The 24,922-nt window shown below is 59.5% G+C and carries 12 protein-coding genes; 8 read left to right on the forward strand and 4 right to left on the reverse strand.

Annotation, left to right across the window (positions count from 1 at the left end; genetic code table 11):
- Window positions 1-118 precede the first annotated feature (118 nt).
- Window positions 119-427: an H-NS histone family protein gene (locus tag ACQ4V8_RS12710; RefSeq protein WP_010397665.1), complete on the forward strand. Its 309-nt coding sequence runs from the start codon at window positions 119-121 to the stop codon at window positions 425-427.
- A gap of 315 nt (window positions 428-742) precedes the next feature.
- On the opposite strand, the gene smpB is transcribed toward ACQ4V8_RS12710, so the two are convergent.
- The gene (gene smpB, locus ACQ4V8_RS12715) at window positions 743-1,192 is read right to left on the reverse strand and encodes an SsrA-binding protein SmpB (RefSeq protein ID WP_010397668.1); all 450 of its coding nucleotides are present in this window, start codon (window positions 1,190-1,192) and stop codon (window positions 743-745) included.
- Window positions 1,193-1,284: 92 nt separating this feature from the next.
- Between smpB and ACQ4V8_RS12720 the strand changes: the two genes are divergently transcribed.
- From ACQ4V8_RS12720 to guaA, 4 genes are all read left to right on the forward strand, one after another.
- Window positions 1,285-1,716, forward strand: coding sequence for a type II toxin-antitoxin system RatA family toxin (locus ACQ4V8_RS12720; RefSeq protein ID WP_029496365.1), 432 nt, complete (start codon window positions 1,285-1,287; stop codon window positions 1,714-1,716).
- On the forward strand, window positions 1,709-2,005 hold the full coding sequence (locus ACQ4V8_RS12725; RefSeq protein ID WP_010397674.1) for an RnfH family protein: 297 nt from the start codon (window positions 1,709-1,711) through the stop codon (window positions 2,003-2,005). The genes ACQ4V8_RS12720 and ACQ4V8_RS12725 overlap by 8 nt, the downstream gene beginning before the upstream one ends.
- Before the next feature lie 130 nt (window positions 2,006-2,135).
- On the forward strand, window positions 2,136-3,596 hold the full coding sequence (gene guaB, locus ACQ4V8_RS12730; protein ID WP_010397676.1) for an IMP dehydrogenase: 1,461 nt from the start codon (window positions 2,136-2,138) through the stop codon (window positions 3,594-3,596).
- A 69-nt stretch (window positions 3,597-3,665) separates the two neighbouring features.
- Window positions 3,666-5,276 carry a glutamine-hydrolyzing GMP synthase gene (guaA, locus tag ACQ4V8_RS12735; protein WP_070346660.1) on the forward strand — a complete coding sequence of 537 codons (1,611 nt, stop codon included), beginning with the start codon at window positions 3,666-3,668 and terminating at the stop codon, window positions 5,274-5,276.
- Between the two features lie 283 nt (window positions 5,277-5,559).
- Here guaA and ACQ4V8_RS12740 read toward each other — a convergent pair whose 3' ends face one another.
- The 3 genes from ACQ4V8_RS12740 to ACQ4V8_RS12750 form a co-directional block, all read right to left on the reverse strand.
- Window positions 5,560-5,997, reverse strand: coding sequence for a helix-turn-helix domain-containing protein (locus ACQ4V8_RS12740; protein ID WP_436571585.1), 438 nt, complete (start codon window positions 5,995-5,997; stop codon window positions 5,560-5,562).
- A gap of 324 nt (window positions 5,998-6,321) precedes the next feature.
- Entirely contained in the window at window positions 6,322-6,852 is a 531-nt protein-coding gene (locus tag ACQ4V8_RS12745) for a DUF4291 domain-containing protein (protein WP_082261047.1), read from the reverse strand.
- Window positions 6,804-7,208, reverse strand: a complete 405-nt coding sequence (locus ACQ4V8_RS12750; RefSeq protein ID WP_157998728.1) for a transposase — start codon at window positions 7,206-7,208, stop codon at window positions 6,804-6,806. Before ACQ4V8_RS12750 ends, ACQ4V8_RS12745 begins: the two co-directional genes overlap by 49 nt.
- Before the next feature lie 185 nt (window positions 7,209-7,393).
- Here ACQ4V8_RS12750 and ACQ4V8_RS12755 point away from each other — a divergent pair, with 185 nt between their 5' ends.
- From ACQ4V8_RS12755 to ACQ4V8_RS12765, 3 genes are read left to right on the forward strand one after another with little or no spacing between them, the layout of a single operon-like run.
- Window positions 7,394-9,166, forward strand: a complete 1,773-nt coding sequence (locus ACQ4V8_RS12755) for a ShlB/FhaC/HecB family hemolysin secretion/activation protein (protein WP_436571586.1) — start codon at window positions 7,394-7,396, stop codon at window positions 9,164-9,166.
- Window positions 9,167-9,197: 31 nt separating this feature from the next.
- Window positions 9,198-9,731 (forward strand): toxin-activating lysine-acyltransferase, encoded by a 534-nt coding sequence (locus ACQ4V8_RS12760; RefSeq protein WP_010397690.1) that lies wholly within the window; start codon window positions 9,198-9,200, stop codon window positions 9,729-9,731.
- Between the two features lie 58 nt (window positions 9,732-9,789).
- On the forward strand, window positions 9,790-24,846 hold the full coding sequence (locus tag ACQ4V8_RS12765) for a two-partner secretion domain-containing protein (RefSeq protein WP_436571587.1): 15,057 nt from the start codon (window positions 9,790-9,792) through the stop codon (window positions 24,844-24,846).
- Window positions 24,847-24,922 lie beyond the last annotated feature (76 nt).

A 24,922-nucleotide genomic window follows, 5' to 3' on the forward strand; every position in this document is an offset into this window, starting at 1 on the left:
TTTGCGCATCGAATTGTAAAAAATAAATCAAATCTTTAGAAAAATCACCTCAGTCGCGTTACAATTGGATAGAATTTAGCTGTTCAGTTATATTTTTCAACTCACACAAGGAAATTTCATGGATCTGTCGAGCTTATCCCTGTCCGAGCTGCGCACCTTGCAGGACGACATCAAGAAGCAAATGAAGAAACGCGAACAGGATGATCTGTCCAAAGCGCGCGAGCAAATCTTGGCGATTGCCCAGAGCGTGGGCGTTTCTGTTAAAGATCTGGTCGGTACAGGTATTCGCGCTAAAACGGGCACGGTCGCAGTGCGCTATCGCAATCCGGATGACGCGACGCAGCAATGGACTGGCCGTGGTCGTCAACCGAAATGGGTTAAAGAGTGGACCGATTCGGGGAAGTCGCGCGATCTGCTGAAGGTTTAAACAACCGTTCACTCGGATGCTTGTCCTATGCAGTGCTACAGACGCGGTGCAAGGCCGCATGCAAGCATCCGTGACTTTGTTAATTTTTTCTCATTGGTCAAACCGGCCAAGCTATTTTACCTCTGCGCATCACCACGGCATTTTTGATCATGCCAGTCTACTTCCCGCCTGATCCAATCCCTTCCCTGTTTTAGGCCTGCCGCGCCGAGTTTTCCGCTTGTCCCAGATACTGGCAAAATAAAACCCGGCATATAGCCGGGTTTGTTGATGCGTATGCTCTTTGAAATCGTCCAGCACGCTGCGCGCAGTGGCGTATCAGCGGCGGTGTGACTTCATTGCCGCCTGCACTTCGCGCGCGCCATCGCGGTCGCGCTCGGCAGCACGCTTGTCGTGCTGCTTCTTGCCTTTGGCCAGGCCGATTTCGCATTTTACGCGGCCACCCTTGTAGTGCAGGTTGAGTGGCACCAGCGTAAAGCCGGAGCGCTCCACCTTGCCGATCAGTTTATCCATTTCCGCACGGTGCAGCAGCAGCTTGCGTGTGCGTACGGCTTCCGGGTGGATATGCGTGGAGGCGGTCGGCAGGGCGCTGATATGCGCGCCGAACAGGAATAGTTCGTCGCCGCGAACGACAACGTAGGCTTCCTTGATTTGTACACGGGCGTCGCGTATGGCTTTGACTTCCCAGCCTTCGAGCACGATGCCCGCTTCGTAGCGGTCCTCGATAAAGTAGTCGTGGAAGGCTTTTCTGTTGTCTGCTATGGTCATGAGATGGTAAATGTGCGCGGGTCGGTTAAACTACTGTCTCGCGCAAGCGCGATAAAATCACTATATTCAACATCATAGCAAATGGTTCTTCAATGGCAGTAGTACATAAATCAGTTTTTCTCGGCTATAGCGCTGAACAAATGTTCGCGCTGGTGGCAGCGGTGGAGGATTATCCCAAATTCCTGCCTTGGTGTGGTGCGGTCGAGGTGCGCGAGCGTGGCGAGAGCACGGTCGTCGCCAGCGTGGGCATACATTACCACGGCGTGCGCCAAAGCTTCACCACGTCCAACGAGAACGTGGCGCCGACTTCCATCAAGATGAAGCTGGTCGATGGTCCTTTCAAGACCCTCGATGGCGTTTGGACCTTCAAGGCCCTGCGCGAAGATGCCTGCAAGATCGAACTGGACCTGCACTACGAGTTTTCCAGCCGCGTGCTCGAGCAGATCATCGGCCCCGTCTTCGGCATGATCGCCAACAGCATGGTCGATTCCTTCTGTAAGCGCGCGGAGGCGGTGTATGGCTGAGGCGGACATCACGGTGCAGGTGTGCCACGCCCTGCCCGACAGCACCTTCCTGCGCTCCTTGCGTGTGCCTGCAGGCACTTCCATTGAGCAGGCGGTGGCGCACAGTGGTTTGTTGCAGGCCATCCCAGGCATAGACCTGGCCATCAATATGGTGGGCATCTATGGCAAGAAAAAGCCGCTCGATAGCGTATTGCGCGACGGTGATCGGGTGGAAGTGTACCGGCCCTTGCAGGCCGACCCGAAGGAGGCGCGCCGGCGCCGCGCCGGCAGCAAGCCTGTAAAAGGCTGAGCGGGCAGGGCACCGCTGTGGTAATTGCCTGGCGAGCGGTTTTTAGCTATTTTCAATTATCTTTTCTGGGCAGCAAGGACGGAGGGCACTTTTTTCTGTATAATCTACTTTTGCGCCAATAGGAAATGCTATGCGTCTACTTCAAAAAGCACTCACATTCGATGACGTGCTGCTCGTCCCAGCCTACTCCAACGTTCTGCCCGCCGATACGTCCCTCAAAACTCGCCTGACCCGCAATATCACCCTGAATATTCCCTTGCTGTCCGCAGCCATGGATACGGTGACGGAAGCGCGCCTGGCGATCGCGATGGCCCAGGAAGGCGGCATCGGCATCATCCACAAGAATTTGAATCCGAAGGACCAGGCACGTGAAGTGGCCCGCGTAAAACGTTTCGAAGCTGGCGTGTTGCGCGATCCGATCACGATTCCGCCAGAGATGAAAATCCGCGACGTGATTGCGCTGACAGAACAATACGGCATCAGTGGTTTCCCTGTCGTCAAGGGCAAGGAAGTGGTCGGTATCATTACCAACCGCGACTTGCGCTTTGAAAAGGAACTCGACGCAGAAGCCTCCGCCAAGATGACTCCGCGCGAAAAACTCGTGGTCGTCAGCGAAGATGCCGATACGGCCGAAGCGAAGCGCCTGATGAACAAGCACCGCCTCGAGCGCGTGCTGGTCGTCAATGACGCGTTTGAGCTGCGCGGCTTGATCACCGTCAAGGATATCCAGAAGTCGACCTCGCACCCGTTCGCGTCGAAAGACAGCCAGGGCAAGTTGCTCGTCGGTGCTGCCGTCGGCGTTGGCGCCAAGGATGAAGAACGTATCGACCTGCTCGTTGCCGCTGGCGTCGACGTGCTGGTCGTGGACACGGCCCACGGCCACTCGCAAGGCATCCTGGACCGCGTACGTTGGATCAAGACCAAGTACCCGCAAGTGGAAGTAATTGGCGGCAATATCGCCACCGCCGCTGCCGCCAAGGCGCTGGTGGAATACGGCGCCGACGCAGTCAAGGTCGGTATCGGTCCTGGCTCGATCTGCACCACGCGTATCGTTGCCGGTGTGGGCGTGCCGCAAATCACCGCCATCTCGAACGTCGCCGAAGCACTCGAAGGTACGGGCGTGCCATGTATCGCCGACGGCGGTATCCGCTTCTCGGGCGATATCTCGAAAGCGCTGGCCGCTGGCGCCTCGACCGTCATGATGGGTTCCATGTTTGCCGGTACGGAAGAAGCGCCAGGCGAAGTGATCTTGTACCAGGGCCGCAGCTACAAATCGTACCGCGGCATGGGCTCGCTCGGTGCCATGTCTGACGGCTCGGCCGATCGTTACTTCCAGGACGCCACCATGAAGGCCGACAAGTTTGTGCCTGAAGGTATCGAAGGCCGCGTGGCCTACAAAGGCAGCGTGCTGGCGATCATTTTCCAACTGGTGGGCGGCGTGCGTCAATCGATGGGTTACTGCGGTTGCGCTACCATTGACGAACTGCGCGAAAAAGCGGAATTCGTGGAAATCACCTCGGCCGGCATGCGCGAGTCGCATGTCCATGATGTGCAGATCACCAAGGAAGCGCCAAACTACCGCTCCGAGTAAGCGGTAACGAAAGTCCAGACCGGCGCCCAGTGCGCCGGTTTTGTAATGACCCCAGATAAAGCCCCCATCATGCATTCTAAAATCCTCATTCTCGATTTCGGTTCCCAAGTCACCCAGTTGATCGCCCGCCGCGTGCGCGATTCCGGCGTGTTTTCCGAAGTTTTTCCGTATGACGTCAGCGACGAATTCGTGCGCAACTATGGCGCCGCCGGCGTGATCTTGTCGGGTAGCCATAATTCCACCCTGGACGGCGATTCGCCGCGCGCGCCGCAAGCCGTATTCGAACTGGGCGTGCCTGTGCTGGGCATCTGCTACGGCATGCAAACCATGGCAGCCCAGCTGGGCGGCAAGGTGGAAAACGGCCTGGTACGCGAATTCGGCTACGCCGAAGTGCGCGCCCGCAGCCATACCAAATTGCTCAACGGTATTGCCGATTTCGTCACCGACGAAGGCCACGGCATGCTGAAAGTGTGGATGAGCCACGGCGACAAAGTGCTGGAAATGCCGCCAGGTTTCAAGTTGATGGGCAACACGCCGAGCTGCCCGATCGCCGCCATGGCCGACGAAGAGCGCCAGTTCTACGGCGTGCAATTCCATCCGGAAGTGACGCACACGGTGCAGGGCAAGGCCATGATCGGCCGTTTCGTGCATGATATCTGTGGCTGCAAATCGGACTGGAACATGCCCGACTACATCAGCGAAGCGGTAGAGAAGATCCGCGCGCAGGTCGGTAGCGACGACGTCATCCTGGGCCTGTCCGGCGGCGTCGATTCGTCCGTGGCCGCTGCCTTGATCCACCGCGCCATCGGCGACCAGCTGACCTGCGTCTTCGTCGACCACGGCCTGCTGCGCCTGGACGAAGGCAAGATGGTAATGGACATGTTCGCCAAGAACCTGGGCGTGAAAGTCATCCGCGTGGATGCGGAAGAGCAGTTCATGGGCCATTTGGCTGGCGTCACCGATCCCGAGCAGAAGCGCAAGATCATTGGCCGCGAATTTGTTGAAGTGTTCCAGGTCGAATCTGGCAAGCTGGTCAACGCCAAATGGCTGGCGCAAGGCACGATCTATCCCGATGTGATCGAATCGGCCGGTAAAGGCAAGAAAGGCCAGACCATCAAGAGCCACCACAACGTGGGCGGCTTGCCTGACACCATGAAGCTGAAGTTGCTCGAACCCTTGCGCGAACTGTTCAAGGACGAAGTGCGTAAGCTGGGCGTCGCCCTGGGCTTGCCGCATGACATGGTCTACCGCCATCCATTCCCGGGCCCGGGCCTGGGCGTGCGCATCCTCGGCGAAGTCAAGAAAGACTACGCCGACCTGCTGCGCCGCGCCGATGCCATCTTCATCGAAGAACTACGCAACACGCCATACGAATTCGTCGCCGGCCAAGCCGTCGATCCGGATGCGCTGCCTGCGAACTGGTACGAAGCCACCAGCCAAGCTTTTGCCGTCTTCCTGCCCGTCAAATCGGTGGGCGTGATGGGCGATGGCCGCACCTACGAATACGTGGTGGCCCTGCGCGCCGTACAGACGCAGGACTTTATGACGGCCCACTGGGCGCATCTGCCGCACAGCTTGCTGGGCAAGGTGTCGAACCGCATCATCAATGAAGTGCGCGGCATCAACCGCGTCGTCTACGATATTTCAGGCAAGCCGCCTGCGACCATCGAGTGGGAGTGATGAGTTCGCTTTAACTGTTTAAAGTTAAAGTGAAAAATAGATGGCCGTTGATAATTCAAAAAGAATTATCAATGGCCATTTTTTTGATGTGCGTGCGCTTGATCCGTCGCGCCAAGGAAATACTTGCATTGACGTCTACACCGCGATCCCAGGTCAATGACTCCATCGAGCCATCAGGCAGTTTTTTGACGACACAGGTCAGCGCGTGAATCACGCTCCGCGTATTTCCCCGTGCGCTGCACCACTCCAGCTACAGCGACTTCCCAGCAAGGTAGTGATCCGGTTATTTCTCGCTCTTGCTTGCGGACTCGGCGCAATCCAAGGCTTTTTTTTGGATGGCTTCGAGGCCTTGACGCGCGAGGTCCAGCAACTCTATTTCTACGGTGCTGCCATTTTCCATGGACAGGCGCTGCACGGCGGAGGCCAGCACGGGGGGAAGTTCCAGAAAATTCAGGATTAGCGCCCCTCCGGCCGGCACTGGCGGGTTGATTTGCGTCCCTCTGGCGATGGGCAATGTGCCATGCACGAGCCAGGCGGTGCTGACGTCGAGGGTTGCGGCAATCTTATCTGCCGCATCCATAAGTAGTTTGGCTTTGCCTGATTCATAGCGATACAGTTGCGTGGGATTGATGCCCGCCAGTTCGGCAAGCAGCACTTGTGAGATATGAAGATTCTCGCGGCAGCTTTTGAGGCGCTCAGAAACATGGGTGTTGCCAGACATACATATTGCCTTTCAATATACAACGTTCGTGAATGACCGGCTGTGACGCAGCTGTCTCCACAATGATGAAAGGAACGAGAGCGTTTTGCTAACCACAGCCTGGTCAACAGTAATGATTTTACCGCCCGGGAGCGGCATGGCGGCATTCCTTGTTTCGTATTCCTTCCGGTAGACACGGCCAAGGTCGAGATCGTGTACGAATGCCAGAGCTGAGTCCGCCGCGCGCAGGGGAGGGAGCCGGTTGCAGTTGAGCTTGCCAATAGTTGGCCTGCGTTGCATGAGCTATCTTGCTTGACCCCGCTCTCAGGTCCTGGATGTCAGCGCTCAGGATGGATGAAATACTGACGCATACGGTTTTTCTTGCGGCAGCATGTGCTTTGCTTCCTCAAACTTTTCTTGGACGAGCAACGCATGGATTGCGTGGGCCAGCGGCGTCACATCCACCACCCTGGTTATCCATTGATTTACGTAAAGTTCTACCGCCTTTTTGCTGAGACCGATCTGAATGGCTCTGTGAGCTTGCGGCCGCAACAGCAGATCCCGCTCCGGGTCCCATTGGATACGCACGGGCGATGCCTCCTTCTTCGCCGACCATTCGTCCTTGCTCATGGATGCATCCGCGTGGCTCAGGCAACCGTGCTCCCGTGCCCATTCAAATTCCGCTCTGCTGATATTGATCGCCAGTATGCGTTGCTGACCAGCGTCTTTGAATCCCCAGCCCGCGCGATACATCATCCATAAGAAATACGGTTTAATCCAGGTCATGCGTTCCATTTTGAATGGAGGCGAAGTAAATGTGGCGTTCGTTAATGCTCCATCCGCGATTGCATCCGGATAGGCTTCATCAGGTGGCAAAGGCGCTGCAGATTGTATGTGCTAACTTTCCAATTCAAGTGCAGCGTAGCGCGCGGTAGACCGACCGAGCGCAGCACCTTGGTGCCCATATGTGCCAGGCTGGCGAAGATGTGTTCCACACGCACCCGGGTTTTGGCGATGCGTTTGTTCCGGCGTTCCTGCGCTTCTGAGATCGGCTTGTCTTTGCTGCCCTTGCGTTGGATATGCGTACGCGAGCCTTGCCTTTTGAGGCGCATCTCACGCATGCCGTCTACATAACCCTTGTTGGCATATAGGTCACGATTGGTGTTGGTCGGATCGATCACCTCTCCAACGTGCAGTGTGAACGAAGGTACTGCAATATATTCGTTTGTCATGATGGGATTTTGGTAATTTTGCACGAATCTCGGCCGACCCTCGATTCTCATATTTTTACTAGTGATAATGTGTGAGTTGAATAACAGTTACCAAGACGATAGAGTTCTCAAGAAATAAATATAGTTGCTGAATAGAAATAATTAACTTATACTTTCCTTACGTAAATAATTACTTAAGGCAACATATGCACCTGCGCTTGACGCCATGGTGCGGTGTATTTTTATTAAGTGGCACCTTGTGTGCCACCGTGTCCGCGCAGACCCGTACTGAAATCGCGCCGCCCCTTCCCACTACGCCTGGCATCAGCCAGCGCGACGATGCCAGCCAAGAATTAATCCGCCAGCAAGAACGTGAGCGCCTCCTGCGCCAGCAGCAGGAGCGCAATCCCGACGTGCGCCTGCTCGGGGCACCTGTTGCCGTGGCCGCCAACCGCTTGGCTGTTGGTGAATCGCCATGCTTTACGATTGATCAGCTTGTATTGCGGGGCGAGGGCAGCGCGCAGTTCCAGTGGGCGCTGGCCGCCGCCAGCCGCGATGACTTGGGCGCGCCTGACGCACCGCAGGGGCGCTGCCTGGGCACGCAGGCCATCAATGTACTGATGGGGCGGCTGCAGAACGCCATCATCGCGCGCGGCTATGTCACCACGCGCGTGTTGGCCGAGCCGCAGGACCTGAGCCGTGGCACGCTGGCCCTGAGCCTGATACCGGGGCGCATCCGCCAGGTCGGCTTTGCGCCCGGCACCAATCCCCGTGCCACCTGGTGGAATGCCGTGCCGGCGCGCCCGGGCGACTTGCTCAACGTGCGCGACACGGAACAGGCGCTGGAAAACTTCAAGCGCGTGCCGACGGCCGAAGCCGATATCCAGATCATGCCGGCCGAGGGCGGCAATGCCAAGCCGGGCGAGAGCGACCTGCAGATTCAATGGAAGCAGGGCTTGCCATTCCGCCTGGCGCTGGGCTTCGACGATGGCGGCTCGCGTTCGACCGGCAAACTGCAGAGCAGCCTGACCCTGTCGTATGACCATTGGCTGACTCTGAACGACCTGTTTTATCTGAGCCTGAACCAGAACGTCGACGGCAACCGCAACGGCCCGCGCGGCACGGCCGGCATGGTGGCCCACTATTCGATTCCCTACGCCTACTGGCTGCTGGCTTTCACGGTCAGCGACAGCCATTACCACCAATCCGTGGCCGGCATCAGCCAGGACTACAACTACAGCGGCGCCAGCCAGAATCACGAAGTCAAGTTGTCGCGCCTGGTGTACCGCGATGCCTCGCGCAAGACAATGGTGTCTTTGCGCGGCTGGCAGCGTGCGGCGCAAAACTTCATTGATGATACGGAAGTGGAAGTGCAGCGCCGCCGCATGGCCGGTTGGGAAGTCGGCATCGGCCACCGCGAATTCCTGGGCCAGGCTACCTTGGACGTGAACCTGCAATACCGGCGCGGCACGGGCGCGATGGATGCGCTGGCGGCGCCCGAGGAAGCGTTTGGCGACGGTACCTCGCGCTTCAAACTGATACTGGCTGACGCGGCCCTGTCGGCGCCGTTCACGCTGGCTGGCCAGCCACTGCGCTACTCGGGTAGCTGGCGCATGCAGCATAACCGCACGCCGCTGGTGCCGCAGGATCGTTTCGCCATCGGCGGACGCTACACGGTGCGCGGCTACGACGGCGAAAGCAGCCTGTCGGCCGAACGGGGCTGGCTGCTGCGCAATGAAGTCGGCGTGCCGCTGGGCAACAGCGGCCAGCAAGCGTATGCGGGCCTCGACCATGGCGAAGTGGCGGGGCCGTCCGCAGCATGGCTGATCACGCGGCGCCTAACGGGCGGCTTTGTCGGCCTGCGCGGCCAGTGGCTGGGCGTGCAGTACGACGCCTTTGTCGGCTGGCCCGTGCGCAAACCGGAGCTGTTCCGCACTGCTGGCCATACGGCCGGCTTCAATTTGAACTCGAGCTTTTAGTCATTTCTTAGGCACTATGAATATATCTTCTTTGGACATCATCGCCCCCGCCCTGGGCTTGCCAGGCCACAGCGAAGCAGAACTATTTGGCGCGCTGGCATGGCTTTGCATGCATTCCAAGAGTCATCGCAATCTGCCGCTGGCCTCGTTTAGTCAGACTTTATTGAATCCGATTAAACGGCAGCAGTTCATGCTGGCGTCGGCGTCGCTTGATGGCGTTCAGCAGCCGGTGGCATACGTGGCCTGGGCAAATTTCGATGCCGATGCCGAAAGTCGCTACCTGGCGGATGGCAGCCACTCCCTGATGCGCCCGGAAGATTGGAATAGTGGCGACCGCATGTGGATTACGGAATGGGTCGCTCCATTTGGGCACACGGCATCGTTCGTACGCGAAGTCTCCACCCGCCTCTCCGAATCCTGTTACCGGTTTTTGTATCACAAGGGAGACGAGACGGGTTTGCAGGTAAAGACATCGCGCGGCTGCGCAGTTTCCAAGGCGCAGGCTGCCAGTTGGTGGCGCGCCAGGCCGATGCATGCCCATTACGTCAAAACGACACCCATTTAAATATTTATAACGCCTAGCGCAGCAGGTTTTGTTAGGTGTTCTCAAACGAGAAGAATCCATGAATAAGCACCTGTACCGCATCATATTCAATCAGCGCCGTGGCCAATTGATAGTGGTGGGCGAGAATGCCACGTCGCAAGGCAAGGCCCCTGGTGGCGAAAGTGTCATGAACGATGGTGCAGGAGGGGGTGGCGCAGAGTTGACGCTGGCAACGTTGCGGCCGGCCTGCCTTGCGGTGTTCAGTGCCTTGGGCATGCTGCTTTTTGTGACCGGTGCCGCGCAAGGTCAGGTCGTGGCCGATCGCAATGCCCCCGGAGGCCAGCGTCCCACCGTGCTGCAGACGGCAAACGGCATACCGCAAGTTAATATCCAGACGCCCAGCGGGGCTGGCGTGTCGCGCAATACCTATAGCCAATTCGACGTGCAAAGCAATGGCGTCATACTAAATAACAGCCGCAGCAATACGCAAACCCAGACCGGGGGCTGGGTGCAAGGCAATCCTTGGCTTGCCGGTGGCAGCGCGCGCGTCATCCTGAACGAAGTCAACTCTGCCAATCCTAGCCAGTTGCGTGGTTATGTCGAGGTGGCGGGGCAACGCGCAGAGGTCATCATCGCCAATCCTGCCGGGGTAGCGGTGGATGGCGGCGGCTTTATTAATGCCAGCCGCGTGACGTTGACGACTGGTTCCCCCATCGTCAATGGCGGCAATCTTGACGGCTATGTGGTGCAGCGGGGCGTGGTCACCGTCAGCGGCAGGGGACTGGACACGTCACAAAGCGATTACACGGCCATTCTGGCGCGGGCGGTGCAAGTGAATGCTGGCATATGGGCCAACGATCTGCGGGTCGTCACGGGCGCGAACCGGATAGATGTAAATCATGCGGTCGAGGCTGCCGCATCTGCCGATAGCGTGAGGCCTGCTTTTGCACTGGACGTCGCCCAGTTGGGCGGCATGTATGCTGGAAAAATTACACTGGTAGGCACCGAGGCCGGTATCGGGACGCGTAACGCCGGAACCGTGGCCGCATCGGTGGGTAATGTGGTTCTGCATTCGGATGGCTGGATAAGCAACAGTGGCTATATTCAGTCCGGTGGCGAAGGCGGCCAGGTACAGGCTAGTGCAGCAGATAATCTGCAAAATTCCGGCACGATTTATGCTGCAGGCGATACCGGCATTTCCAGCGGCGGCGATATCAACAACAGCGGCTTGATCGCTGCTGCTGGCAATACTGTGCTGCGTGGGGGCGGCCGCGTCGATTCAGCCGCCGGTGCGGTCTTGGCTGCTGGCCTGAATGCTGACAATATACTTCGTGCAACGGGTGATTTGACCGTCGAGGCAAATGCCGGCGTAGGTATCCATGGTATCGGTGCCGCAGGAGACACGATGCGGATTGCGGGAACCGCAGTGGATCTCGCCGGGGCTAAGCTGTCGGCCAGGCAGCTTTCTGCCATGGCAAGCCAGGGAGACCTCGATGCCCTTCACGCCACGCTGGCCGCGCGCGACACGCTGGCGCTGCAAGCCACGCGTTTGTTGCGTACCGATGGCGCTCAGGCAACTGGCAGAGAGCTCAGTATTGCTGCGCATGACATATCGAATGTGGGCGGCCAGATTTTGCAACTTGGCGAAGGCGACCTTGCGCTTCGTCTGCTTGGTCAGCTCGATAATAGTGCTGGACGGATTGCCACCAATAGCCACAACCTGACTGTGGATGTGGCAACGCTGGTCAATACAGACGGCAAGATCGAACATGTGGGCACGGGTGCCCTTGCTATCCATGCCGCCTCGCTGGCAAACCAGCGCGGACAGATAACTGGCAATGGCGACCTTGCTCTGGCGGCTGACGCAGTGGACCACCGCGAGGCGACAACGCTGGCTAGGCATCTGACTGTGCAAGCTGGTACGCTGGATAATCGCGGTGGCAGCCTGATTCAGACGGGGGCCGAACAAACAACAGTGCATGTTGCGCGGGGTCTGGATAATCGCGGCGGCAGGCTGGAAACCAACGGCAGCCTTGACCTGTCGGCGGCCAGTGTGCTGAGCGAACATGGCCGCATTGCCGCAGCGCAGGCCGTCAACATGAAAGTGGCTGGGGGCCTGAACAACACGAGCGGTGTATTGGCTGCTGGACTTTCCTTGACCTTGAATGCCGGTGACGTGAACAACACGCGCGGCCAGATCCAGGCGGTATCCGGTGCTGCCAGCCTGGCCATCGGAGATTTGCACAATACGGCGGGCAGCGTGTTTGCGGCGGGGGATCTGGCGATTGCGGCTGGCAAGGTCGACAACAGCGGCAGCCTGTACGCGGGCTCGAATCAAACGCTCAATGCGACGGGCGCCATGGTGAACACGGGCGTAATCGCGGCGCAAGGCCATACGACGATCCAGGCGGTCAGCCTGGACAGTTCGGCATCGAGCCTGCTGGGCGCGGGCGTTAAAGCCGATGGCGGCTTGCTGGCGACGGGCGATTTGCGCGTGACGACGGCACAGGCGCTGCTTGCCAAGGGACAAAACCTGGCGGCGGGCCAGCTGGCCTTGAGCGGCGCGGCGCTGGACTTGACGGGCAGCCAGACGGGCGCAGCGAACATCGCGTTGATGGCGACACAGGGCGATGTGCTGACGCGCCAGGCAATGGTGACGACGCCGGGCACCTTGGCGGTGACGGCGGGAACGCATGCGAGCCAGACCCTGCTCAATGAACAGGGGCAACTGAGCGCGGGGCAGCTGGACTTGCAACTGAGCAACCTGGACAACCGCCGCGGTACTGTGGTGCAGACGGGCGCCGGCGATACGCGCATCGTGTTGAGCACGCCGGTAGGCGTGCTGGACAACACCAGTGGCCGCATCGCCGTCAACAGCGCGAATGCGACCGTGGACGTTGGCAAACTAATCAATACGGATGGCAAGCTCGAGCACGCTAGCACTGGCACGCTGGCGCTCCAAGCGGCAACGCTCGATGGCGACCGCGGCAGCATCATCGGCAACGGCCTGGTGCGCATCGACGCGGGCATCATGCGGCATGACAATGCCAGCACGGTGGGGCAGCAAGTGACGCTGCAGGCTGACAGCCTGAGCAACCGTGGTGGCCATGTGCTGCAGACGGGCAATGCGGCGATGACGGTGGCCACGACGGGGCAGCTCGATAACAGCGGCGGCGAGATCGGTGGCAATGGCGGAGTGCAGGTACGTGCAGGCGTGCTCGACAACAGCAAGGGCCGCATCACGTCCACGGCTGCGGCGTCTGTCGCCAGCATGGGGGCTGTGAATAATACTGATGGCGTGCTGGCGGCAACCACCGACCTGCAGCTTGCTGGTGCTGCGCTGGACAACACGCGCGGTCTGCTGCAGGCGGGCACGGGGGCGCTGGAGGTGACGGCGGCCAGCCTGCTGAACCAGCAGGGCACGGTCAGCGCCGGCGCGGACTTGACGGCAAAAGTGAGTGGTGACCTGAACAATGCCGGCCTGCTGTATGCGGGCCGCAACCAGCAATTGACGGTGGGCGGAGTGCTGAACAACAGCGGCTCCATTGCCTCCGTCAACAACACCCATATTACGGCCGGCAAAGTGACCAGCAGCGGCCTGCTGGGCACGGGGATCAAAGCCGATGGCAGCCTGGGCACGGCAGGCGATCTCACCATCAATGCCGATGGCGTGTTGCAAGCAAGCGGCCAGAACCTGGCGGCGGGCAGCGTCGTTCTGACGGGGACCTCGGTCGATTTGTCGGGCAGCCAGACGGGCGCGGCAAATATCGATATCACCGCGCGCGGCGGCGACGTGCTGGCGAACAAGGCAGTTATTTCCGCCAGCAACGTGCTGGCCATCACGGCCAACGCGACTAACGCCCAGTCACTGGTGAGTAGCCAGGGCCAGCTGGCGGCCGGTCAGTTGCAGCTGAACGTCGCCAATCTGAACAACGCCAGCGGCGAGATTGTGCAGACGGGCACGGGCGACACCGTCATCACCACTGGCAAGCTGGACAACACAGCCGGCCGCATCGCCGTCAACAGTCATAACCTGGCCCTCAACGCGACGGTATTGACGAATATCAATGGCAAGCTGGAGCACGCAGGTACGGGCGTTCTGGCCATCCACGCGGGCCAGTTCAACAACCAGCACGGCAGGATCACGGGCAATGGCAAGCTTGACATCACGGCGGCTGCCTTCGACCACCGTAATGCCACCACCATCGCCAATCAGCTGACGGTCAACGCAGGCAGCCTGGACAACCGCAGCGGTAGCCTGGCGCAGACGGGCACTGGCCTGATGACGGTGGCGGCTACCGGCCAACTGGACAACACGGGCGGCAAGATTGAAGGCAATGGCGATGCGCTGGTCAAAGCAGCTATCTTGCTGAACAGCACGGGCCGTATCGTGGCGGCGCAGGACGCCGAGTTGAACATCGGCAGCCTGGACAACACGCAAGGCACGGTCGCGGCAGGCCGCAATCTGGCATTGAGCGGTGGCGACATCGACAATACGAAGGGTCAACTGCAAGCCGTGGCGGGCGATGCGACCTTGAAGGTTGGCAAGCTGAGCAATAACGCGGGCAGCGTGTTTGCCGGCGCCAACCTGAACACCACGCTCGATACCTTGAACAACACCGGCAGCCTGTATGCGGCTGGCAATCAGACTTTGAACGCCAGCGACGCCATCATCAACACGGGCGTCATCGCGGCACAGGGCAACACCAGCCTAACAGCCAACAGCCTCGACAGCGGCGCAAGCAGCCTGATCGGCGCGGGCATGCAGGCCGATGGCAAGCTGGGCACGTCGGGCGCCCTGACGATCAGCACAACACAAACGCTGGTCGCGCATGGCCAGAACCTGGCAGCAGGCAATGCCGTCCTAGCAGGCGCCACACTCGATATCAGCGGCAGCCAGACCAGCGCCGCGAACATCGGCTTGACGGCAACACAGGGCGATGTGACGAACAATAAAGCCGTGGTCAGCACGATCGGCGTCTTGACGGTCCATGCGCAAGATACCTTGCGCAATACGGAAGGACAACTCAGCGCCGGCCAACTCGATCTGCACGTGGGTAAGCTCAACAATGCCAAGGGCAGCGTGATCCAGACGGGCACGGGCGACACCGTCATCCAGACAGGAAAACTGGACAATAGCGCCGGGCGCATCGCTGTTAATAGCAATAATTTGACCCTGGGCGCGTCCACCTTGACGAATGCGGACGGCAAGATCGAGCATGCGGGTGCTAGCACGCTGGCCATCACGGCGGCCAACTTGCAGGGCGCCGGCGGCAGCATCATCGGCAATGGCGCCGTCGATCTCAAGGCCGGTCTGTTTGACCATGCCAACGCCACCACGACGGGGCGTACCCTGAGCGTGCAAGCAGACAGCCTGAGCAACCGGGGCGGCCATTTGCTGCAGACGGGCGCGGGCGGTATGACTGTCGCCATCACAGGATTACTGGACAATACGAGTGGTGAAATCGCCGGCAATGGCGTGTTGTCGGTGCAGATCGGTAGCCTGGACAATACCAAGGGCAAGATTACCTCGGCCACTTCCGCCGATCTTGTCAGCACTGGTGCGCTCGTCAATACCGACGGCGTGATCGCGGCGACGACCGATTTGCACCTGGGCGGCGCCATCGACAACACGCGCGGCTTGTTGCAAGCGGGCACCGGCGCCTTGAGCCTGGATGCAGCCAGCCTAGGCAATGCACAAGGCACCGTCAGCGCGGGCACGGATATCACGGCCAAGGTCGCCGGCGACGTGCTGAACGCTGGCGTGCTGTATGCGGGGGGCAAGCAGACGCTCGATATCGGTGGCTTGCTGAGCAATACGGGCTCGCTGGCCGCCCTTGGCAATACGACGATCACGGCAGGACAGCTCAGCGGTAACGGTTTGCTGGCGGCAGGCATGCGCGCCGATGGCAGCTTTGCCTCGGCCGGTGACCTGACGGTGACAGCCCGTGGCGTCTTGCAATCCGATGGCCAGAACATGGCGGCCGGCCAGTTGCAGATGACGGGCGCATCGGTCGACGTGGGCGGCAGCCAGACTACCGCGGCGAATATCGGCTTGACGGCCTTGGCGGGCAATGTGACGACCAGCAAGGCGATCGTGTCGACCAATGGCTTGCTGGCCATCACGGCCAATGCCGCCAACGGGCAGGCACTGGTCAACCAGGGCGGCAGCCTGAGTACTGGACAACTTTCCCTGCGTGTTGCCAACCTGGACAACACCAAGGGGACCTTGATCCAGACGGGCGCTGGCGACACGCTCATCGAAATGGGCAAGCTGGACAATACGGGCGGGCGCATCGCCGTCAACAGCGCCAACTTACGCCTGCAGGCGGGCGACCTGACGAATGTGGATGGCAAGATCGAGCATGCAGGCAAGGGTACGCTGGCGATCCGCGCCACGAATCTGTACGGCCAGCGGGGCCAGATTACGGGCAACGGTGCTTTTGGCATGGCGGCCGATTATGTCGATCACCGCAATGCCAGCACAATTGCGCGCCAGGTGATGGTGACGAGCGGTGTCTTGGACAATCGTCAGGGTGAAATCATGCAGTTGGGCACCGACCTGGCGAGCATCGTCGCCACGCGCAGCCTGGACAATAGCGGCGGCAAAATCGAGGGCAATGGCGATGTGCAGGTCGAAGCGGCGACCCTACTCAATGACCGTGGCCGCCTTGTTTCGGCACAGAATCTCGGCGTGAACGCCAGTAACGCTTTGAACAATGCTGACGGAAATATTCTGGGTGGGCGCAAGCTGACACTACGCGGGGGCGCAGTGGATAATACGCGCGGCCAGATCCAGGCGCTAGATGGCAACGCGGAGCTGGCTATCGGCGACCTGAACAATACTGGCGGCAAGGTGTTTGCCAGTATCGATCTGATTACGGTCGCCGCCAACGTCGTCAACAGCGGCAGCCTGTATGCGGGTGCCAACCAGACTTTGCGTGCATCGGGCGATGTCAGCAATACCGGCACTATCCTGGTACAAGGACACAACACGATCAATGCCGGCAGCTTGTCCGGTTCCGCGTCGAGTTTGCTGGCGGCGGGCGTCAAGGCTGATGGCAGTTTGCTGGCCACGGGCAATCTGAACGTGACGACGGGCCAGGCCTTGCGCGCATCCGGTCAGAATCTGGCCGCGGGTAACATGATTTTCAGCGGTGCTGCGGTGGATGTGGCGGGCAGCCAGACCAGTGCGTCGAACATCGCGTTGAATGCGAGCGCGGGTGACGTCTCCACCAGCGGTGCCGTGGTAACGACCCCCGGTACACTCGACGTCCATGCCGCCAATCAATATGGCCAGCGCTGGGAGAACGGTCGCGGCCAGGTCAGTGCAGGTCAATTGACAGTGCAAGTGGCGAACCTAGGCAATGTGCAGGGCAGCATCATCCAGACGGGCGATGGCGCGAGTTCGCTCAACCTCACTTCGCCTGGAGGGATGCTCGACAACACAGGCGGACGCATCGCCGTCAACAGTGTCAATCTGAACCTGAACGCAGGCGTGTTGGCAAATACGGACGGCAAGATCGAACATGCGGGTAGCGGGACACTGACGATGCATGCAGGCCAGATCAGCGGCCAGCGGGGCCAGATCACCTCGAATGGCAGTCTGGACATTTCCGCGACGGCGCTTGACCATCGCAATGCCAGCACCATCGCACAGCAGGTAACGATCTCGTCCGGTACGCTCGATAATCGTCAAGGAAATATTACCCAGCTGGGCCTCGGACAGACCGCTATCGGCGCCAGCCAGAGCCTGGATAACCGCGGCGGCACTATCGCCAGCAATGGCAGTACCAGCATCGCTGCCTACTCGTTGAATAACCAGGGTGGCACGCTGCAGGCGGCTGGCAGCGGTAGCTTGGATATTCGCGGTGGTGGTACGCTGGACAATAGCAATAGTGGTGTGATTGCAGCTGGCGGCAATTTCACGGCAGCGGTGGGAGAATTGCTGAACCAAGGCGGAAAAATGACCGCTGGCGGTACCCTCAATGCCAGCGTGGTTCAGGCGCTGCGCAATGAGGGCGGCTTGCTGGCCGCGACCGGCAACCTCGATCTGGCGGCAGGGTCCCTCGACAATACCGGTGGCAAGATTGCTACGGTACAAGGTAACTTGAGTTTCGTCAGCGGTGGGGTCCTGACAAACGACAGCGGTACGCTGCAGGCCGCTGGCGACAACACGCTCCAGAGTACTGCACTGAGCAATACGGTCGCTGCCGGACAAGGCGCTGCCGGTACGATTGTCGGCAAGAATATTCGGATCGATACGGGCCTATGGGCGCTGGATAACCATCTGGGCACCATTGCCGCCAGCCAGACGCTGAGCGTGTACTCCGGCCCGTTGACAAATGACGGCGGCCTGTTGCAGTCTGGCGCCGGTCTGCGGATCGACACGCGCGGCCAGGTCCTCAGCAACGGTAGCGCAGGCGCCTATGCCGCGCGCAACCAGGGCAATGCCGGTGGCATCGTCAGCGGCGGCGATGCCGTCCTGTCGACAGGCAGCTGGAACAACACGGCAGGCTATTTCGGTGCGGCAGGGGCGATCAGCGGCACCACCGGTTTGATCAACAATGCGGGTGGGCAGATCGTGGGCCAAGCCAGCCTGGCGTTGTCCGGCGCTGGCCTGGATAACCAGAATGGCCAGATACAGGTGGTGGGGAATATGTCGTTCGCTACCCCCGGTAGCATCGACAACCGGAATGGATTGATACGCTCCGGTGCCACGCTCAGCCTGACGGCGGCTGCCATCGACAACAGCACGACGCAAGGCAGTAACCAGGGTGTCGAGGCGATTGACGCCAGCCTGACGACGGCCTCGCTGAGCAATCGGGCGGGAGCGCTGCGCACCGATGGCAATCTGGATATCGTTGGCTCAGGTGTCTTTGATAATACACAAGGTCTGGCCAGCGCCGGGAGGGCGTTAAGCGTGGCCGATCAGGCGGCAAGCCGCAGTCTTGCCATCACAAATACGGAGGGGACGGTGATTGCCGGCGCGCTGGCCGATGTGCGCGCCGCCAGTCTGACGGGCGATGGACGCCTGTTGTCGCAACTGGACATGAACCTGGATCTGAGCGGTGGCTATAGCCATGGCGCTGGCGCGGAGCTGGTCGCCAATCGTAACCTTGGCATCGCCACCGGTGGCGACTTCCTGAACATGGGCAAAGTGCGCGCGGGTGGAACATTGACCCTGCGCACCAATGCCAACATCGATAACACGGCTTACGGCGATATCAGCGCAACCATTACGCGCCTCAGTGCCGGCACTCTGCTGGTGAATCGGGGTGTCATCGACGGTGTCGCTACCGAGATTAATGCAAACATTATTCATAACATGGGCACCGGACGCATCTATGGTGACCAGCTCAGTATTGCTGCCGGGACCTTGAACAATGATGTGGAAAATGGCGTCGCTGCGAGCATCGCCGCGCGCAACGATCTGCAAATTGGCGCACAAACCATTAATAACTTTGAACACGCGCTCATTTTCAGTGCCAACACCCTGTCTATCGGCGGCAGTCTTGACGGCAATCGTCAGGCGAACGGACGCGCGGCGGTATTGAATAACGCCAGCGCCACCATCGAAGCTTTGGGCAGCCTGAGCCTGAGCGCTGCCCAGGTCAATAATCTGAATCGGCATATTCAGGTGGAAATGGCCTCATCGACGAAACAGGAGTATGTGACCGAGTATCAGGGGGCCGGTGCAGCGAAACGCTATGTCTCGGGCACGCCGGGCGTGGCGACCTATGACGACGAGTCGCTGCATTTGCGCACGCCAGATGGCAATTATGAAAAATGGACGCTGTACCAGACCACGCGCACGTCGCGCCAGAGCGAGATTGTCAGCTCTGACCCGGGGCGCATTATTGCCGGCGGGAACATCTCCATCAGTGCCGACCTGGTTGCCAACGAGGACAGCCATATCATCGCTGGCGGCCTGCTGGATATGCAGGGCAGCCGCATCAAGAATGGACAGACGCAGGGCCAGAAAATCACCAATGAAACGGGAACAGCGACTTCGTACCGGCGCGATAGAAAGAAAGGACGGGATGTAACTGGAAAAAGCTCAATCGCATATGCACCTGCGCAGAAAATTGAAACTATATCGTTGAACGTTGCGCGGGAAGAACAGTTCGCCACGCCGCAGGGTAGTGGTACCAGCTTGTCCAGCGCCACGACCGGCGGCGTGAATGCGTCCACCAGCGCGGCCGGCGCGGCCAGCGCGCAGGTGCAAAGCAAGGCCATCGTCAGCGTACTGGCAGGCCTGGCCGGGGTTGATAATGCGGCTGGTCGCCAGGCCGGTGCGGCCAGTGGCGGCAGTGGCCCGAATGGAACAGCGCGGACGGCGGGGGCCGGCCAGGGCGGCACTGTCGGCAACATCGCCAGTAGCGCAGTCGATGCGGTTCAACAAGGCAATGGCCCGAATAGTGCTTACCCAGGCGCCATCACGGTTGGTACGGCGACAATGGGCGCCATGGCCCAAGACTTGAAGCATGTCGGCGGTACAGCCGCAGCTGATAGCACGGACCGCATCGGCCAAGCCGGCCACGGGGGATTCATTCGTGCAGTGTCAGGCGCGCTTGCCGCTACCGTGACAGGTTCGGATCAGCAGGGCCAGGCCAACTTGGCGACGGCTGGCAGCACCAGCATAGGCAACGCATCCGGCACCGCCGCGCAGGCTACGGGCCTAGGCGGCTTGCCGAGCCAGGCGCGCCTGGCCGGTATCGCGCAGGTGGCGCTCACGAACGCTTCCGGCCGCGCGCAGTTCGTGCGCACCAGCAGTCCACCGGTCACGCTGCCCAATGTCAGCTTGTTCCGCACCATGCCGTCACTGTCGTCGAGTTACCTGGTCGAGACTGATCCGCGCTTTGCCAGCTTCCGCGAGTGGACCGGGTCGGACTATCTGCTCAATCAAGTCAAGGTGGACCCGTCGGTGACGCAAAAACGCTTGGGCGACGGCTTTTACGAGCAAAAGTTGATCCGCGAACAGGTGGCGCAATTGACGGGCCTGCGCTTTGTCGGCGACTATACGAGCGACGAGCAGCAATACCGTGCCTTGATGGACGCTGGTGTGGCACATGCCAAGAACTATAATCTGCATCCGGGCGTTGCTTTGACGGCCGAGCAAATGGCGGCACTGACGAGCGATATCGTCTGGTTGGTGGAACGCGACGTGACGCTACCCGATGGCTCGGTGCAGAAAGCGCTGGTGCCGCAAATTTATCTGCGCCTGCGCGACGGGGACCTGGACGGTAGCGGAGCATTGCTGGCTGGCAAGGACATCAATATCAATCTGTCGGGCGACCTGAGCAACAGCGGCACGATTGCCGGGCGCAGCGTGGTCAAGCTGACGGCAGACAATGTGGAAAACATGGGTGGCCGCCTGCACGGCGACGCCGTCGCCGTGGCTGCCAGGAATGACCTGAATAATATCGGCGGCACGATCTCGGCCAACAGTGAGTTGATCGCCACCGCCGGGCGCGACATCCATATTGCCAGCACCACGCAAAGTGCCAGCAGCAGCGCTGGCGGCAATAGTTTCAGCCGCACGGATATCGACCGGGTGGCGGGCTTGTACGTGAGCGGCGACGGCAGCAGTGGCGGCGGAACGCTGCTGGTGTCTGCCGGGCGCGATGTGAGCATGCTTGCCGGCGTGATCGGCAATGCCGGCAAGGATGGCCAGAGCATCGTCACCGCCGGGCGCGACATCAATCTGGGCACCTTGACGACAGCGAGCAGCAACAATCTGAGCTGGGATGCAAAAAACTACCGCAAGGACAGCAGCAGTAGCGAGATAGGTAGCCAGATCCAGGGTAGTGGCAGTATTGTGCTACAGGCTGGCAACGATCTGCTTGCGCGGGCGGCCGATGTGCAGGCTGGCGCGGGGCTGGCCGTGACTGCGGGCCATGACATCGTGCTGAGCGCTGGCGCCAACCAGGTCACTGTCGACGAGGGGCATGAACAGACCAGTAGGGGCTTCTTGAACAAGAAGACCATCACCACGCGCGACATGCTGGACCTGGGTACTTCGGCCGGCAGCACTTTTGGCGGGGCCACGCTGGCGTTTGCTGCCGGCAATGACATCAAGCTGAGCGGCGCGCAGGTACTCAGCGATGGCGCCGCCAGCCTGCTGGCGAAGAACGCTATCAGCATTGAAGCGGTGAGCGAAACGAGCAAGGAGCTGCATCACCGCAACGTCAAGGAAAGCGGTCTCATGAGTGGCGGCGGCTTTGGCTTTAGCTATGGCACGCGCACCACGAGCACGGACCAGGAGCGTGACGCCGTCATCCAGAGCGGCCAGGCGCGCAGCAGCGTGGGTTCGACCAGCGGCGCCTTGAGCATCATTGCCGGCAAGGACCTGAAGATCGGTGGCAGCGATATCGTCGCCGCCACTGACTTGAACCTGGCTGGCAGCAGCGTCACTATCGTGCCGGGGCAAGATAGTGACAAAGGCAAATTCGAAACCAAGACCACGCAGGACGGCTTTACCGTCGCCCTGGGCGGCAGCGTGGTGAGCGCCATCCAGACCCTGCAAACCATGAGTACGGCGGCCAGCACGGCGAAGAACAGCCGGGTGACGGCCATGGCTGCGGCGACCACGGCCATGGCCGCCAAGGACGCCGCCAAGGACATGATGAAGGAGGGCGGACCGAGCATCAGCATCAGCCTGACGGCGGGCCATTCGGAAAGCGTGCAGACGCAAACGACGGCCAGCACCACCCATAGCGGCAGCGTATTGACGGGCAACAATATCAACATCTCGGCTACGGGTGGCGGCAAGGATAGCAACATCACGATCCAGGGCAGCGACCTGAACGCGAAGAACGATATTCGCCTGCATGCCGACAATAACGTCAACCTGCTGGCGGCGCAGGATACGGAAAGCCAGCACAGCAAGAGTTCGAGCCTGAGCGCGTCGGTGGGCGTGCAAGCCATCGTCAGCAGCAAGGGCGCGTCGTTCGGCTTCACGGCCAGCGCTAGCGGCAGCAAGGGGCATGAAGACGGCGACGGCACGACGCAGCTCAACACGCATGTGAACGCGGGTGACAAGCTGGTCATCAGCGGCGGCGGCGACACCAACATCAAAGGCGCCGTGGCCAGCGCCAATCAGGTCATTGCCGACATCAAGGGCAATTTGAACCTGGAAAGCTTGCAAGACACAGCCAAGTTCGACAGCAAGAACCAGAGCATCTCCGTCAGCGGCACCATGGGCATCGGTGCCAGCGTCAGCGGCAGCTACAGCCAGAGCAAGATGCACAACGACTACGCCAGTGTGCAGGAGCAAAGTGGCATCAAGGCAGGCGACGGCGGCTTCCAGATCAAGGTCGGCGGCAATACGGACTTGAAAGGCGCCGTCATCAGCGCCACCGAGGCAGGCAAGCAAAATAGCAGCCTGACCACCGCCACCCTGACGCACAGCGATATCGCTAATCATGCGATATCGAAGGGTAGCAGTGTGGGGGTGTCGGGTGGTTTTTCGGTAGCCGGCAAGGCGACCGAAGAGAATAAGAAATTGACCAACGTCGGTGGAAAAAAAGACGCCACTACAGTGGGCCTTCCAGCTATTGTTTCCCTGAGCGAGAACGCTAGCAGTACTACGCGCAGCGGCATTAGTGGCGGCACTCTGGTCATCACCGATGATGCGGCTCAGCGTGCAGCGACGGGCAAGGGAGCGGACGAAGCTATTGCTGGCCTGAATCGTGATGTGACGACCGGAGTGGATTCCAGCGGCAAGATTGGCAATAATTTTGACAAGGCCAAGTTGCAGGCGACGATGGATGTGACGGCGGCGTTTGCTGCTGCCGCGGCGAAGGAGGTTGGGGATTATGCGGCCAAACGCATGGCGGAATCAAAAGAACTCGCAAAGCAAGCGAATGATGAAAACGATCCTGTCAGGAAGAAAGAATTGCAGCAGCAGAGCGACGCGCTGGCAGACACCTGGAAGGAAGGAGGTTTGGCCAAGACGGCATTGCATACAGTTATCGGTGGTATTGTCGGAGGTGGAGGTGGGGCATTAGGCGCGGGTGCGGCAGAAGTCACGACACAAGCGATATCTGATCAAATTGCCAAATTGGGTCTTCCGAAAGAACTACATAGTGCAATATTGTTGGCCGCTAGCGCATCGGTAGGGGCGGCGGTCGGCGGTGAGGCTGGTGCGAATAGTGCGTTGAATGAAGTTGCAAATAATTACCTTAATCACAACAAGGTTGGCATTAAGAATTCGGAGCGGGAGCAGTATGAAGCGGCAAGGGCTGCTTGCAAGAGCCCTGGTGATCCGTCTTGTAAAACCGCCGAAGCTTTGGCGAAAAAGTCAGCGGAGCGGGATGCCTTGTTGACTTCGGTCTGCGCTGGGGGGACGTCGTCAGATTGTAATGTATTGACAAATCAAGCTATTTCATATGGCAATAGAGTTTTTTACGATCATAACAATCTGCCACATGCGATATCGAAGAATGAGCCGATGCTGCAGGCAATTCCAGATTATCGCGCTGGAACTTATCACTATACCCAGGCCGCCAGTTTGCGCGATGGCGTGGAGATGGCGGCAACTGATTTTGTGATTGGTAAAGCGCTGGGTGGTATTGCTGTAGGTGGGAAGTATGTATATGATGGCTTGGCCATTGGCGCGAAATGGATAGCGCCAGCGCTTGGTGAGGCTGTTTTTAAGTATGCTGAGCGTATGGGCGTAATTTCCTATGCGGTAGAGAATACAGGTGTTTCTACAGTAAAAAACGGAGGTTTGTCCCAAGGGGCAAATAGCTCAGTAGCTAACCCGCTAAGGGCCGGTCAACTTCATGAGGCCGAACAGCTCGCAGCACTTGGCATCGAGAAGAATAATGCCGTATTTAGACCGACAGCCGAACAGATTAATTCCTCAACGTTCAAAGATATTGTGGGCGTGCCAAAGTACACCAAAGGCGGTCAACCGAAAGGAACAATTTTTGATGGTGTTGAGAATGGATATCTTGAAATAAAGGGTGGTTCGAGTGCATTAAATTCGACATACCAATTACGTTTGGAAACCTACAAAGCAAATATTGACGGTCAGCCTTTTTTGATCCAAACAACGCGACCAGTAAATCCCCAGTTTCAAGATTACTTGAATGCTTGGGGAGTGAAGGTTGTTAAACCTACTAAGTGAGTAATTGATGGAATTTTCGTATACCAAGCACCAAATGCCCAGAGGGGCTAGAGCGGACGCGGAGGTGGGTGATAAG

The sequence above is a fragment of the Janthinobacterium paucivorans genome (genome assembly GCF_051380805.1).
GTDB classification, from domain to species: Bacteria; Pseudomonadota; Gammaproteobacteria; order Burkholderiales; family Burkholderiaceae_D; genus Janthinobacterium; species Janthinobacterium lividum_D.